The sequence below is a fragment of the Pseudomonas sp. GW821-FHT02B10 genome, assembly GCF_059421865.1.
The window spans coordinates 465671-479147 of sequence record NZ_JBWKVU010000001.1; the positions used below are offsets into that span (position 1 = coordinate 465671).

Consider the following 13477-nt stretch of genomic DNA (forward strand, 5'->3'; position numbering starts at 1 on the left):
TTCATGAAACGTCTGCTGCTAACTGCGGTTCTCTCCGTATTGATGATCGCCGAAGTTCACGCCGAGTCCTTCACTATCTCCGATATCCGTGTCAACGGCCTCCAGCGGGTCTCCGCGGGTAGCGTCTTTGGGGCCTTGCCGCTGAACGTCGGTGAGCAGGCGGACGATCGTCGTCTGGTGGAATCCACTCGTGCGCTGTTCAAAACCGGCTTCTTTCAAGATATCCAGCTGGGCCGCGATGGCAATGTCCTGGTCATCACGGTAGTCGAGCGCCCATCCGTCGCCAGTATCGAAATCGAAGGCAACAAGGCGATTTCCACTGAAGACTTGATGAAAGGCCTCAAGCAATCCGGTCTCGCGGAAGGAGAAATCTTCCAGCGTGCGACCCTTGAAGGTGTTCGTAACGAACTGCAGCGCCAATATGTAGCTCAGGGCCGCTACTCGGCCACCGTAGATACCGAAGTGGTTCCGCAGCCGCGCAACCGTGTAGCGTTGAAGGTCAACATCAACGAAGGCACCGTCGCTGCCATCCAGCACATCAACGTCGTGGGCAACACCGTGTTCCCGGACGAAGACCTGGTCGAACTGTTCGAACTCAAAACCACCAACTGGCTGTCGTTCTTCAAGAACGACGACAAGTATGCGCGTGAAAAACTCTCCGGTGACCTGGAGCGCCTGCGTTCCTACTACCTGGACCGTGGCTATATCAACATGGATATCGCTTCGACCCAGGTTTCGATCACCCCGGACAAGAAACACGTCTATATCACTGTGAACGTCAACGAAGGCGAGAAGTACAGCGTTCGTGACGTGAAGCTCAGCGGTGACCTGAAAGTGCCTGAAGACCAGGTCAAGTCGCTGCTGCTGGTCGAGAAGGGCCAGGTGTTCTCGCGCAAATTGATGACCACCACTTCCGAGCTGATCACCCGCCGCCTGGGTAACGAGGGTTATACCTTCGCCAACGTCAATGGTGTTCCGCAGCCTCACGACGAAGATCACACGGTCGATATCACGTTCGTGGTCGATCCGGGCAAGCGTGCCTATGTGAACCGCATCAACTTCCGCGGCAACACCAAGTCCGAGGACGAAGTGCTGCGTCGCGAAATGCGTCAGATGGAAGGTGGCTGGGCTTCGACTTACCTGATCGACCAGTCCAAGACCCGTCTGGAGCGTCTGGGCTTCTTCAAGGAAGTCAACGTCGAAACCCCGGCCGTGCCAGGTGTCGACGACCAGGTAGACGTCAACTACGCAGTAGAAGAGCAGGCTTCCGGTTCGATCACCGCCAGCGTCGGTTTCGCCCAGAGCGCCGGTCTGATCCTCGGTGGTTCGATCACCCAGAACAACTTCCTGGGTACCGGTAACAAGGTCAGCATCGGCCTGACTCGCAGCGAATACCAGAGCCGTTACAACTTCGGTTATGTCGACCCCTACTGGACTGCCGATGGTGTGAGCCTGGGTTATAACGCGTTCTATCGCACCACTGACTACGACGACCTCGATGTCGACGTGGCGAGCTATGCGGTAGACAGCCTGGGTGCCGGCGTCAGCGTTGGCTACCCGATCAGCGAGACTTCGCGTCTGACCTTCGGCCTGACCGCGCAGCAAGACAAGATCAAGACCGGTCGCTATACCGTCGACGAAATCTTCGACTTCGTGAACCGCGAAGGCGACAACTACCTGAACTTCAAGGCTTCGGCAGGCTGGTCCGAGTCGACCCTGAACAAAGGTGTCCTGGCGACCCGTGGTCATTCCCAGAGCCTGGTGCTGGAAGCCACCACCCCAGGTAGCGACCTGTCGTTCTTCAAGCTCGACTACCGCGGCCAGTTGTTCCAGCCGCTGACCGACACCTACACCATGCGCCTGCACACCGAGCTGGGTTATGGCGACGGTTATGGTTCGACCGACGGCTTGCCGTTCTATGAAAACTACTATGCTGGTGGTTTCAACTCGGTTCGTGGTTTCAAGGACAGCACCTTGGGTCCTCGCAGTACTCCGAGTCGTGGTGTGCTTGAGACCGGTAACTCTGGTACTTCGCGTGATCCCGATCAGGATCCGCTGCCATTCGGTGGCAACGTGCTGATTCAGGGCGGTGTCGAGGTGCTGTTCCCGATGCCGTTCGTCAAGGACCAACGCTCTCTTCGTACCTCCGTATTCTGGGACGTGGGTAATGTGTTCGACTCCAAATGCGAGCAGGTCAGAAACCCTAGTGGTTTGCGTTCCGATACACAGTGTAATGACGTCAGCCTGAGCAATCTGGCCAGTTCTGTGGGTGTCGGCGTGACGTGGGTAACCGCTCTGGGCCCGCTGAGCTTTGCTCTTGCAATGCCTGTCAAGAAACCTGACAACGCTGAAACCCAGGTGTTCCAATTCTCCCTCGGTCAGACTTTCTAAGAGTCCGACCCAAGATAACGACAATGGATTTTGTAGGAGTGCATCGTGCGTAAGTTGACTCAATTGGTTCTCCTGGCGACTGTCCTGGTAGCAGGCCCGGCCTTCGCCGACATGAAAATCGCCGTGCTGAACTATCAGATGGCACTGCTGGAATCCGATGCTGCGAAGAAATACGCAGTGGACGCCGAGAAGAAGTTCGGCCCGCAGTTGAACAAGCTGAAAACCCTGGAAAGCAGTGCCAAGGGTATTCAGGATCGTCTGGTTGCCGGTGGCGACAAGATGCAGCAAGGCGAGCGTGAGCGCCTGGAGCTCGAATTCAAGCAGAAAGCCCGTGACTTCCAGTTCCAGTCCAAGGAACTGAACGAAGCCAAGGCCGTTGCCGATCGTGAAATGCTCAAGCAACTGAAGCCGAAACTCGACAGCGCCGTGGAAGAAGTCATCAAGAAAGGTGGTTTTGACCTGGTGTTCGAGCGTGGCGCAGTGATTGATGTCAAACCTCAGTACGACATCACTCGCCAGGTTATCGAGCGCATGAATCAGCTGAAGTAACCCATGACAGCGACTATAAAGCTCGGCCAGCTGGCCGAGTTCCTCGGAGCCACCCTGCGTGGCTCCGCAGAGAAAGAAATCACTGGGCTAGCCACCTTGCAGGAGGCTGGCCCAGCTCAGTTGAGCTTTTTGGCAAATCCCCAATACCGTAAGTATCTGGCTGACAGTCAGGCAGGCGCCGTGCTGCTGAAGGCGGCGGATGCCGAAGGTTATGCCGGTGATGCCCTGGTCGTGGCCGATCCCTACCTGTCGTACGCGCGGATTTCCCACCTGTTCGATCCCAAGCCCAAGGCGCCGGCCGGTATTCATCCGACTGCGGTCATTGCCGAGGATGCTGTGGTCGACGCAGCGGCCAGCGTTGGCGCGTTTGCGGTTGTCGAGAGCGGCGCGCAAATTGCTGCGGGCGTCACGATCGGTGCTCATTGTTTTATCGGTGCTCGTTGCCAGATCGGCGAGGGCGGCTGGCTGGCTCCACGCGTGACGCTTTATCACGATGTGCGTATCGGCAAGCGTGTGGTCATTCAGTCTGGTGCGGTACTGGGCGGCGAAGGTTTCGGTTTCGCCAACGAGAAGGGCATCTGGCAGAAGATCGCGCAGATTGGCGGTGTCACCATTGGCGACGATGTCGAGATCGGCGTGAATACCGCTATCGATCGCGGAGCGCTGGCCGATACCGTCATTGGTAATGGCGTGAAGCTGGATAACCAGATTCAGATTGCCCACAACGTCCAGGTCGGTGATCACACCGCCATGGCAGCCTGTGTCGGTATTTCCGGCAGCACCCGGATCGGCAAGCACTGCATGCTCGCCGGCGGTGTCGGGCTGGTTGGTCACATCGATATTTGCGACAACGTTTTCCTGACCGGGATGACCATGGTGACCCACTCGATTACCGAGCCGGGTGCCTACTCTTCCGGTACAGCCATGCAGCCTGCTGCCGAGTGGCGCAAAAGCGCGGCACGCATCCGTCAGCTCGATGATCTCGCGCGACGCCTGCGGCAACTGGAAAAGCGCGTTGGGGAAGTGACCCCCGACGGTAAAGCTTCATCAGATGGCTGATACCATTTCCATATCAAGTGTGCACAGCCGTTAGACTGCCTCCTTGATTTGCTAGAGGAGTGTGCGTTAGTCGCACGCTCCCAATCTTTACTACAGGCTTCCCCCCGAAATGATGGACATCAACGAGATTCGCGAATACCTGCCTCACCGTTACCCGTTCCTGTTGGTGGACCGGGTAGTGGACCTGGATGTTGAGGGCAAGTGCATTCGTGCCTACAAGAATGTCAGCATCAACGAACCTTTCTTCAATGGTCACTTCCCCGCGCATCCAATCATGCCGGGCGTGCTGATCATCGAAGCCATGGCTCAGGCTGCGGGCATTCTTGGTTTCAAGATGCTGGACGTGAAGCCGGCCGATGGCACCCTCTATTACTTCGTCGGTTCCGACAAGCTGCGCTTCCGCCAGCCGGTGCTGCCGGGTGACCAGTTGATCCTGGAAGCCAAGTTCATCAGCTGCAAGCGCCAGATCTGGAAATTCGAATGCCAGGCTTCGGTCGACGGCAAGCCAGTCTGCTCCGCTGAAATCATCTGTGCGGAACGCAAACTATGAGTTTGATTGACCCTCGCGCAATCATCGATCCGACGGCCATTCTGGCCGACGACGTTGAGGTTGGCCCGTGGTCGATCGTTGGTGCCGGTGTGGAAATCGGCGAGGGTACGGTGATCGGGCCTCATGTAGTTCTCAAAGGCCCGACCCGGATCGGTAAGCACAATCGTATCTACCAGTTCTCCTCGGTAGGCGAAGACACTCCCGATCTAAAGTACAAAGGCGAGGAAACCCGCCTGGTGATTGGTGACCACAACGTCATTCGTGAAGGCGTGACCATTCATCGCGGCACTGTCCAGGATCGTTCCGAGACCACCCTCGGCGATCACAACCTGGTCATGGCGTACGCCCATATCGGTCACGACAGCGTGATCGGCAACCATTGCATCCTGGTCAACAATACGGCGTTGGCCGGCCATGTGCATGTGGACGACTGGGCGATCCTGTCCGGTTTCACCCTGGTTCACCAGTACTGCCATATCGGCGCCCACAGCTTTTCCGGCATGGGTACGGCGATCGGCAAGGATGTTCCGGCCTTTGTCACAGTGTTCGGCAACCCGGCCGAGGCACGCAGTATGAACTTCGAGGGCATGCGTCGTCGTGGTTTCAGCGAAGACGCGATTCACGCCCTGCGTCGAGCCTATAAAGTGGTGTATCGCCAAGGCTTGACCGTCGATCAGGCGCTCGTCGAGTTGGCAGAAGCTGCTGCACAGTTTCCCGAAGTCGCGGTATTTCGCGACTCGATCCAGTCTTCGACCCGCGGCATCACCCGTTAATCATGAGCAAACTGCGTATTGCGCTGGTGGCTGGCGAAGCTTCCGGCGACATTCTTGGCGCCGGTTTGATGCGCGCGCTCAAGGCCCAGCATCCCGCCGTTGAATTCATCGGTGTCGGTGGCCCGCTGATGCAGGCCGAAGGGCTGACCTCTTACTTCCCGATGGAGCGCCTGGCGGTCATGGGGCTGGTGGAAGTCCTGGGGCGCTTGCGCGAACTGCTGGCCCGGCGCAAGAAGCTGGTTCAGACCCTGATCGCCGAGAAGCCGGACGTGTTTATCGGTATCGATGCCCCCGACTTCAACCTCAACATCGAACTCCAGTTGCGTCAGGCCGGCATCAAGACCGTGCACTACGTCAGCCCCTCGGTCTGGGCGTGGCGGCAAAAGCGCGTGCTGAAGATCCGCGAAGGTTGCGACCTGATGCTGACGCTATTCCCGTTCGAAGCCAAATTCTATGAAGAGAAGGGTGTGCCGGTGCGGTTCGTTGGGCACTCCCTGGCTGACGCCATTCCGCTAGAGGCTGACCGGGCCGCGGCTCGCACTGAGCTGGGCTTGCCCGAGGGCCCGCTGGTGGCCCTGATGCCGGGCAGCCGTGGCGGTGAAGTCGGGCGCCTGGGAGCCTTGTTCCTCGACGCGGCACAGCGCCTGCGCGCCTTGCGTCCTGGGGTGCGTTTCGTCATGCCTTGCGCGAGCCCCGAGCGACGCACTCAGTTGGAAGAGCTGCTGGCCGGTCGCGACCTGCCGCTGACCCTGCTCAATGGCCAGTCGCATCAGGCGCTGGCGGCTTGCGACGCGGTATTGATCGCTTCTGGCACCGCGACCCTTGAGGCGCTGCTGTACAAGCGCCCGATGGTCGTTGCCTATCGCCTGGCGCCGCTGACCTTCTGGATTCTCAAGCGTATGGTCAAGAGCCCTTATATTTCCCTGCCGAACCTGCTGGCCCAGCGCCTGCTGGTTCCCGAGCTGCTGCAGGACGACGCCACTGCAGAGGCCCTGGCCCAGACCCTGTCGCCCTTGATCGAAGACGGCCAGGAGCAGACCCGCGGGTTTGACGAGATCCATCGTACCCTGCGCCGAGATGCCTCCAACCAGGCGGCTGAAGCGGTGTTGAACCTGATTGGCAAACCGGCATGAGTAACGAAAAGATGCAGATGGGACTGGATTTCTCGCTGGTGGCCGATGCCGAAGACCTGGTGGCCGGTGTCGACGAAGTAGGGCGCGGCCCCTTGTGCGGCGCAGTGGTCACGGCTGCAGTCATCCTCGATCCGAGTCGGCCGATTCTCGGCCTGAACGACTCGAAGAAGCTCACCGAGGCCCGTCGCGAAAAGCTCTACGACGAGATTTGTGAGAAAGCCTTGAGCTGGTGCATTGCCCGCGCCGAAGTCGAGGAAATCGACGAGTTGAATATCCTGCATGCCACCATGCTGGCCATGCAGCGCGCGGTAGAAGGGCTGAGTGTGACCCCGAAACTGGCGATGATCGACGGTAACCGTTGCCCGAAACTGTCGATGCCTGCCGAAGCCGTGGTCCAGGGTGATAGCAAGGTGCCTGCGATCGCCGCGGCGTCGATTCTGGCCAAGGTCAGCCGGGATCGCGAGATGGCGGCGTTCGAGCTGATCTACCCCGGTTATGGCATCGGCGGACACAAGGGCTATCCGACGCCCGTTCATCTGGAAGCGCTGGCCCGCCTGGGGCCGACACCGATTCACCGGCGTTCGTTCGCGCCGGTACGCCAAGCCTACGAAGCCCGTGAGAACGTGGGCGAGATTCAGTCCTGAGGCTGATGTTTTAGCGAAGGCCCGGTACAATCCGGCTGTTTTAGAGGGTGAAGAGCGAAGGTAAGACAAGGCGAACGGTGGTGATAAAGCGCAGTTGACGTTAGTCAATGAGCATTTTGAGCCGCTGTTCAACGCAGTATTACCGAGCTCGACCCCTTTAAATCTCCGGATTTCCGGGCCTTGTTGTTTTCGCGCTTTCTTACAGGATCACTATGCCGGCTTCATTCGTTCATCTACGCCTGCACACTGAATATTCCCTGGTTGACGGTCTGGTGCGGATCAAACCGCTGGTCAAGACGTTGGCCGGCATGGGCATGCCCGCCGTGGCGGTTACCGACCAGAACAACATGTGTTCCCTGGTCAAGTTCTACAAGGCGGCCATGGGCACCGGGATCAAGCCGATCTGTGGCGCCGACTTGTGGCTGTCGAACAAGGATCCCGAGAATCCACTGAGCCGCATCAGCCTGCTGGTGATGAATGCCGTGGGCTATCGCAACCTGACCGAGCTGATTTCCCGCGGCTTCATCGATGGCCAGCGTAATGGCCAGATCATCATCGAGCGCGAGTGGGTGGCCGAGGCCGCCGAAGGCCTGATCATGCTCTCGGCCGCGAAAGAGGGTGAGATCGGTATCGCCTTGCTCTCTGGCGATCTGCAAGAAGCGCAAACCCTGGCGCGCGAGTGGATGGCGGTGTTCCCGGATCGTTTCTATCTGGAAGTGCAGCGTACCAACCGTCCCAACGACGAAGAGCAGTTGCACGCAGCTGTGGCCCTGGCGGACAAGATCGGCGCGCCGCTGGTGGCGACCAACGATGTGCGGTTCATCAAGCGCGAAGACTTCGAGGCCCATGAAACCCGGGTCTGCATCGGTGAAGGCCGTGCCCTCGACGACCCGCGCCGTTCGAAGAACTACAGCGACCAGCAGTACCTGAAAAGCGCCGAGGAAATGGCCGAGCTGTTCAGCGACCTGCCCGAGGCCCTGGAAAACACGGTCGAGATCGCCAAGCGCTGCAATATCGAAGTGAAGCTGGGCAAGCACTTCTTGCCTGACTATCCGATTCCCGATGGCATGACCATCGATGAGTATTTCCGCAAGGTGTCGTTCGACGGGCTGGAAGAGCGCCTCAGCGTGCTGCTGCCCAAGGACACCACCGAAGACTATGAAGCCAAGCGCCAGGTGTATGTCGACCGGCTGAACTTCGAGCTGGATATCATCATCCAGATGGGGTTCCCCGGTTACTTCCTGATCGTTATGGACTTTATCCAGTGGGCCAAGAGCAACGGTGTGCCGGTGGGGCCAGGCCGGGGGTCGGGTGCCGGCTCCCTGGTGGCCTACGTGCAGAAGATCACCGACCTCGACCCGCTGGCCTACGACCTGCTGTTCGAACGTTTCCTCAACCCGGAACGGGTTTCCATGCCCGACTTCGACGTCGACTTCTGCATGGACGGTCGTGACCGGGTCATCGACTACGTGGCCGAGAAATACGGCCGCAACGCGGTAAGCCAGATCATCACCTTCGGTTCCATGGCCGCCAAGGCGGTGGTGCGTGACGTGGCGCGGGTGCAGGGCAAGTCTTACGGCCTGGCTGACCGTCTGTCGAAGATGATTCCCTTCGAAGTCGGCATGACCCTGGAAAAAGCCTACGAGCAGGAAGAAATCCTGCGTGACTTCATCAAGGTCGATGAAGAAGCGGCGGAAATCTGGGAAATGGCGCGCAAGCTCGAGGGCGTGGTGCGTAACGTCGGCAAGCACGCCGGTGGTGTGGTTATCGCCCCGACCAAGCTGACCGACTTCTCGCCGATCTATTGCGACGAAGCCGGCGACGGCCTGGTGACCCAGTTCGACAAGGACGACGTCGAGGCCGCCGGCCTGGTGAAGTTCGACTTCCTCGGCCTGCGGACCCTGACCATCATCAAGTGGGCGATGGAGACCATCAACCGCGAGCAGGTCAAAAAGAACCTGCCCGACGTCAACATCGACTTCATCCCGCTGGACGACAAGAAGACTTACGAGCTGTTGCAGAAGGCCGAGACCACTGCGGTGTTCCAGCTCGAATCCCGAGGCATGAAAGAGCTGATCAAAAAGCTCAAGCCCGACTGTCTGGAAGACCTGATCGCACTGGTAGCGCTGTTCCGTCCTGGTCCGTTGCAGTCGGGCATGGTGGACGACTTCATCAACCGTAAGCACGGTCGCGCCGAGCTGGCCTATCCGCATCCGGATTACCAGTACGAGGGCCTGCGGCCGGTACTGGCGCCGACCTACGGCATCATTCTGTATCAGGAACAGGTGATGCAGATTGCCCAGGTGATGGCGGGCTACACCCTTGGCGGGGCCGACATGCTGCGTCGTGCCATGGGTAAGAAAAAACCCGAGGAGATGGCCAAGCAACGCGGCGGCTTCATCGAAGGTTGCGCCAACAACAATATCGATGCCGACCTGGCGGGCAACATCTTCGACCTGGTGGAAAAGTTCGCCGGCTACGGTTTCAACAAGTCCCACTCGGCCGCCTACGGCCTGGTGTCCTACCAGACTGCATGGCTCAAGACGCATCACCCGGCGCCTTTCATGGCCGCGGTACTGTCCGCGGATATGCACAACACCGACAAGGTGGTGGTGCTGATCGAAGAAGTGCGCAGCATGAAGCTGCGCCTCGATGCTCCGGATGTGAACAGTTCCGACTTCAAGTTCACCGTTAATAACGACGGCCGCATCGTCTATGGCCTGGGAGCGATCAAGGGCGTGGGCGAGGGGCCGGTGGAGGCGATCGTCGAGGCCCGTGCCGAAGGTGGCCCGTTCAAGGACCTGTTCGACTTCTGCAGCCGGGTCGACCTCAAGCGCATCAACAAACGTACCCTCGATGCCTTGATCCGCAGTGGTGCCCTGGACCGCCTGGGGCCTTACTTCCACGACGAAATCAAGGCTTACCAGGCCAACATCGACCGCAATCGCGCGGTGCTGTTGTCGGCCCTGGAGGAAGCGGTCAAGGCGGCCGAGCAGACCGCGCGTACCGCTGACAGTGGCCACGCCGACCTGTTCGGCGGGGTCTTCGTCGAAGAAGATGCGGATGTCTACGCCAATCATCGCAAGGCCAAGGAACTGACCCTCAAGGAGCGCCTGAAAGGGGAGAAAGATACCCTCGGCCTGTACCTGACCGGGCACCCGATCGACGAATACGAAGGTGAGATCCGCCGTTTCGCCCGCCAGCGCATCGTCGACCTGAAGCCGGCGCGCGATACCCAGACCGTCGCGGGCATGATCATTGCCCTGCGGGTCATGAAGAACAAGAAGGGCGACAAGATGGGGTTCATTACCCTTGACGATCGTTCGGGGCGGATCGAGGCTTCGCTGTTCGCCGAGGCCTTCCATTCGGCCCAGTCCCTGCTGCAGACCGACGCGATGGTGGTGGTCGAGGGCGAAGTCAGCAACGACGACTTCTCCGGCGGCCTGCGCCTGCGGGTCAAGCGGGTGATGAGCATGGAAGATGCGCGTACCAATTTGGCGGAAAGCCTGCGCCTGAAGGTGCACACCGAAGCCCTCAAGGGCGATCAGCTACGCTGGCTGGGGGAGTTGTGCAAACGCCATCGCGGCGCTTGCCCGATCTCCATGGAGTACACCAAGGAGGACGCCAAGGCCTTGCTGCAGTTCGGCGAAGCCTGGCGGATCGATCCGGCGGATGCCTTGATTCAAGCCCTGCGTGACCAGTTCGGGCGAGACAACGTCTTCCTCCAATACCGTTGACGGTCTGGCGCCATAAAAGTGCGCCGATCTCGACCCGAATTTTTAATCTCGACCTGAACGCGCCTCTCCCTTAAGGTAGGGCGCGAATAGACAACCGGCCGGCCCAAGCTTTCTTGGACGTCGACCCAAGACGGACGCCTATGAACCCGAATTTTCTTGATTTCGAACAGCCGATCGCCGACCTGCAAGCCAAGATCGAAGAGTTGCGCTTGGTCGGTAATGACAATTCGCTGAATATCGGCGATGAGATCTCCCGCCTGCAAGACAAGAGCAGCACACTGACCGAGGACATCTTCGGCAAGCTGACCAGCTGGCAGATCGCACGCCTGGCGCGTCACCCGCGTCGTCCGTACACCCTGGACTACATCGAGCACATCTTCACCGAGTTCGACGAACTGCATGGCGATCGTCACTTCTCCGACGACGCCGCGATCGTCGGCGGCGTTGCCCGTCTGGACGACCAGCCGGTCATGATCATCGGTCACCAGAAAGGCCGTGAAGTACGCGAGAAGGTCCGTCGCAACTTCGGTATGCCGCGCCCTGAAGGCTATCGCAAGGCCTGCCGCCTGATGGAAATGGCCGAGCGCTTCAAGATGCCGATCCTGACCTTCATCGACACCCCGGGCGCCTACCCGGGCATCGACGCCGAAGAGCGCAACCAGAGCGAGGCCATTGCCTGGAACCTGCGGGTCATGGCGCGCCTGAAGACCCCGATCATCGCCACTGTGATCGGTGAAGGTGGTTCTGGCGGTGCGCTGGCCATTGGTGTCTGCGATCAGCTGAATATGCTGCAGTACTCCACTTACGCGGTAATTTCGCCGGAAGGTTGCGCCTCGATCCTGTGGAAAACCGCCGAGAAAGCACCGGATGCCGCCGAAGCCATGGGCATCACCGCCGAGCGCCTGAAAGGCCTGGGCATTGTCGATAAGGTCATCAGCGAGCCGCTGGGTGGCGCGCACCGTGATCCGGCTGCCGCTGCCGCGCTGATCCGCGCCGAGCTGACTTCCCAGCTGGCGATGCTCAAGAAGATGGATAACGACACCCTGCTGGCGCGTCGTTACGATCGCCTGATGAGCTACGGTCTCTGATAGATCGACGCTCCTTGTAGGGGCGGGCTTGCTCGCGAAATGGGCGCCTCGGCCATTCAGGTCGAGGCTTTTCAGGCACTGCGAGCACGCTCGGTCTCTACTCAGGATCCGCTCCATTCATGAGCCCATTCGATACAGCCCTCACGCAAAAACTGCTGCAACGCCTCCTGCCCTGGCTGGATCGATCGGCCTGGCGCATCGCATTCTCTGGTGGCCTCGATTCCACCGTCCTGCTGCACCTGCTTGCCCAACTCAAGCAGCGACACAGACTTCCCCCTTTGACCGCCATACACGTCCATCACGGCCTTCAGGCTGCGGCTGACGCCTGGCCGGAGCATTGCCGGGCCCAGTGCGAGGCTTTGGCTGTGCCGTTACAGGTGGTAGCGGTGCAGGTGCAACCAGGAGCCAGCCTCGAGCGCGCGGCGCGAGAAGCGCGTTATGCCGTGTTCGAGGCAGTAACCGGCAGCAATGAGTTGCTGCTGACGGCCCAGCACTGCGACGATCAGGCGGAAACCCTGTTATTCCGTCTGCTGCGCGGAGCCGGAATCAGGGGGCTGTCGGCCATGCCGGCGTCGCGTGCGTTGGGGCTGGGGCATTTGTTGCGGCCTTTGCTCGACGTCTCCCGCGACGAACTGGAGCGTTACGCTCGGGATCACCAGTTGCACTGGATCGACGACCCCTCCAACCAGGACCGGCAGTTCTCCCGCAATTACCTGCGCCATCAGGTATTCCCATTGCTGACCGCCCGCTGGCCACAAGCTGCCAGCAGCATGGCGCGCAGCGCGGCGCATTTGCGCGAGGCGCGGGAGTTGCTGGATGAGCTGGCCATTATCGATCTGCAAGAGGCGGCCAAGGGCGCCGAGTTCGAGTGGCTGGGATTACCGTCCCTGGCGCTGGCGCCTTTGCTCGGCTTGTCGCAGGCACGCCAGCGCAATGCCCTGAGTCACTGGCTGAGCCGGTTCACGCCGCTGCCGGACAGCGATCACTGGGTGGGCTGGCAGACGCTGCGCGATGCCGCGGGCGACAGCCGTCCGGTATGGCGGCTGGGGCAGGGCGAGTTGCAGCGGGCGGCAGGGCGCGTCTGGTGGTTGTCGGATAGCTGGCTGCAACCCGTACTGTCTGCACCGAGTTGGGTCGATACCGCTGCGCCTCTGCCGTTGCCGGGTAATGGTCGGTTGCAATTCATCGGTAGCGCGCCGCAAGGGCCTTTGCAAGTGCGTTACCGTCAGGGGGGCGAGGTGATGCAACTGCCAGGACGCGGCCACCGCGACCTCAAGCGTCTGCTCAACGAGGCAGGTCTGCCGGCCTTCGTCCGTGGCAGATTGCCGCTGCTGTATCGAGGCGAAGAATTGCTCGCGGTGGCGAACCTGCCAGGTCTTGACGCAAATGCCCATGAAGGTTGGCAATTGCATTGGCAGCCGCCTTCGAGCGATCAAGGTTTGAGCTGAAAGTCCCTTTCCGGTAGACTACGCTCCCTTCTTGATACAACTTCTGTGGATTCGCCTGAATTGCAGGAGTTGCCGATTACCAAGCAGTCTTTGCTGGGCGATTCC

The 13477-nt window shown here is 59.9% G+C and carries 10 protein-coding genes; all 10 read left to right on the forward strand.

Annotation, left to right across the window (positions count from 1 at the left end; genetic code table 11):
- Positions 1-3: 3 nt before the first annotated feature.
- The 10 genes from bamA to tilS all read left to right on the forward strand — a co-directional run bounded on the left by bamA (position 4) and on the right by tilS (position 13372).
- Entirely contained in the window at positions 4-2391 is a 2388-nt protein-coding gene (gene bamA / locus AC07VU_RS02085) for an outer membrane protein assembly factor BamA (RefSeq protein WP_274305656.1), read from the forward strand.
- Positions 2392-2436: 45 nt separating this feature from the next.
- Positions 2437-2940: an OmpH/Skp family outer membrane protein gene (locus tag AC07VU_RS02090; RefSeq protein WP_007924063.1), complete on the forward strand. Its 504-nt coding sequence runs from the start codon at positions 2437-2439 to the stop codon at positions 2938-2940.
- 3 nt (positions 2941-2943) lie between these two features.
- Positions 2944-3999, forward strand: coding sequence for a UDP-3-O-(3-hydroxymyristoyl)glucosamine N-acyltransferase (gene lpxD, locus AC07VU_RS02095; RefSeq protein WP_277587971.1), 1056 nt, complete (start codon positions 2944-2946; stop codon positions 3997-3999).
- Between the two features lie 109 nt (positions 4000-4108).
- On the forward strand, positions 4109-4549 hold the full coding sequence (fabZ, locus tag AC07VU_RS02100; RefSeq protein ID WP_007924058.1) for a 3-hydroxyacyl-ACP dehydratase FabZ: 441 nt from the start codon (positions 4109-4111) through the stop codon (positions 4547-4549).
- Positions 4546-5322 carry an acyl-ACP--UDP-N-acetylglucosamine O-acyltransferase gene (lpxA, locus tag AC07VU_RS02105; protein WP_007924057.1) on the forward strand — a complete coding sequence of 259 codons (777 nt, stop codon included), beginning with the start codon at positions 4546-4548 and terminating at the stop codon, positions 5320-5322. The genes fabZ and lpxA overlap by 4 nt, the downstream gene beginning before the upstream one ends.
- A gap of 2 nt (positions 5323-5324) precedes the next feature.
- Positions 5325-6455, forward strand: a complete 1131-nt coding sequence (gene lpxB, locus AC07VU_RS02110) for a lipid-A-disaccharide synthase (protein ID WP_422121722.1) — start codon at positions 5325-5327, stop codon at positions 6453-6455.
- 11 nt (positions 6456-6466) lie between these two features.
- Entirely contained in the window at positions 6467-7099 is a 633-nt protein-coding gene (gene rnhB, locus AC07VU_RS02115; RefSeq protein ID WP_007924054.1) for a ribonuclease HII, read from the forward strand.
- Between the two features lie 212 nt (positions 7100-7311).
- Positions 7312-10836 (forward strand): DNA polymerase III subunit alpha, encoded by a 3525-nt coding sequence (dnaE, locus tag AC07VU_RS02120; protein WP_101336966.1) that lies wholly within the window; start codon positions 7312-7314, stop codon positions 10834-10836.
- A gap of 140 nt (positions 10837-10976) precedes the next feature.
- Positions 10977-11924 carry an acetyl-CoA carboxylase carboxyltransferase subunit alpha gene (locus tag AC07VU_RS02125; protein ID WP_016705313.1) on the forward strand — a complete coding sequence of 316 codons (948 nt, stop codon included), beginning with the start codon at positions 10977-10979 and terminating at the stop codon, positions 11922-11924.
- A gap of 119 nt (positions 11925-12043) precedes the next feature.
- On the forward strand, positions 12044-13372 hold the full coding sequence (gene tilS, locus AC07VU_RS02130; RefSeq protein WP_457275735.1) for a tRNA lysidine(34) synthetase TilS: 1329 nt from the start codon (positions 12044-12046) through the stop codon (positions 13370-13372).
- The last annotated feature ends 105 nt before the right edge of the window (positions 13373-13477 follow it).

What these genes read in the sequence shown, in the direction of transcription:
- bamA (WP_274305656.1), top strand. Translation starts at nt 4, where the DNA reads ATGAAACGTCTGCTGCTAACTGCGGTTCTCTCCGTATTGATGATCGCC.
- lpxD (WP_277587971.1), top strand. Translation starts at nt 2,944, where the DNA reads ATGACAGCGACTATAAAGCTCGGCCAGCTGGCCGAGTTCCTCGGAGCC.
- fabZ (WP_007924058.1), top strand. Translation starts at nt 4,109, where the DNA reads ATGATGGACATCAACGAGATTCGCGAATACCTGCCTCACCGTTACCCG.
- lpxA (WP_007924057.1), top strand. Translation starts at nt 4,546, where the DNA reads ATGAGTTTGATTGACCCTCGCGCAATCATCGATCCGACGGCCATTCTG.
- lpxB (WP_422121722.1), top strand. Translation starts at nt 5,325, where the DNA reads ATGAGCAAACTGCGTATTGCGCTGGTGGCTGGCGAAGCTTCCGGCGAC.
- rnhB (WP_007924054.1), top strand. Translation starts at nt 6,467, where the DNA reads ATGCAGATGGGACTGGATTTCTCGCTGGTGGCCGATGCCGAAGACCTG.
- dnaE (WP_101336966.1), top strand. Translation starts at nt 7,312, where the DNA reads ATGCCGGCTTCATTCGTTCATCTACGCCTGCACACTGAATATTCCCTG.
- AC07VU_RS02125 (WP_016705313.1), top strand. Translation starts at nt 10,977, where the DNA reads ATGAACCCGAATTTTCTTGATTTCGAACAGCCGATCGCCGACCTGCAA.
- tilS (WP_457275735.1), top strand. Translation starts at nt 12,044, where the DNA reads ATGAGCCCATTCGATACAGCCCTCACGCAAAAACTGCTGCAACGCCTC.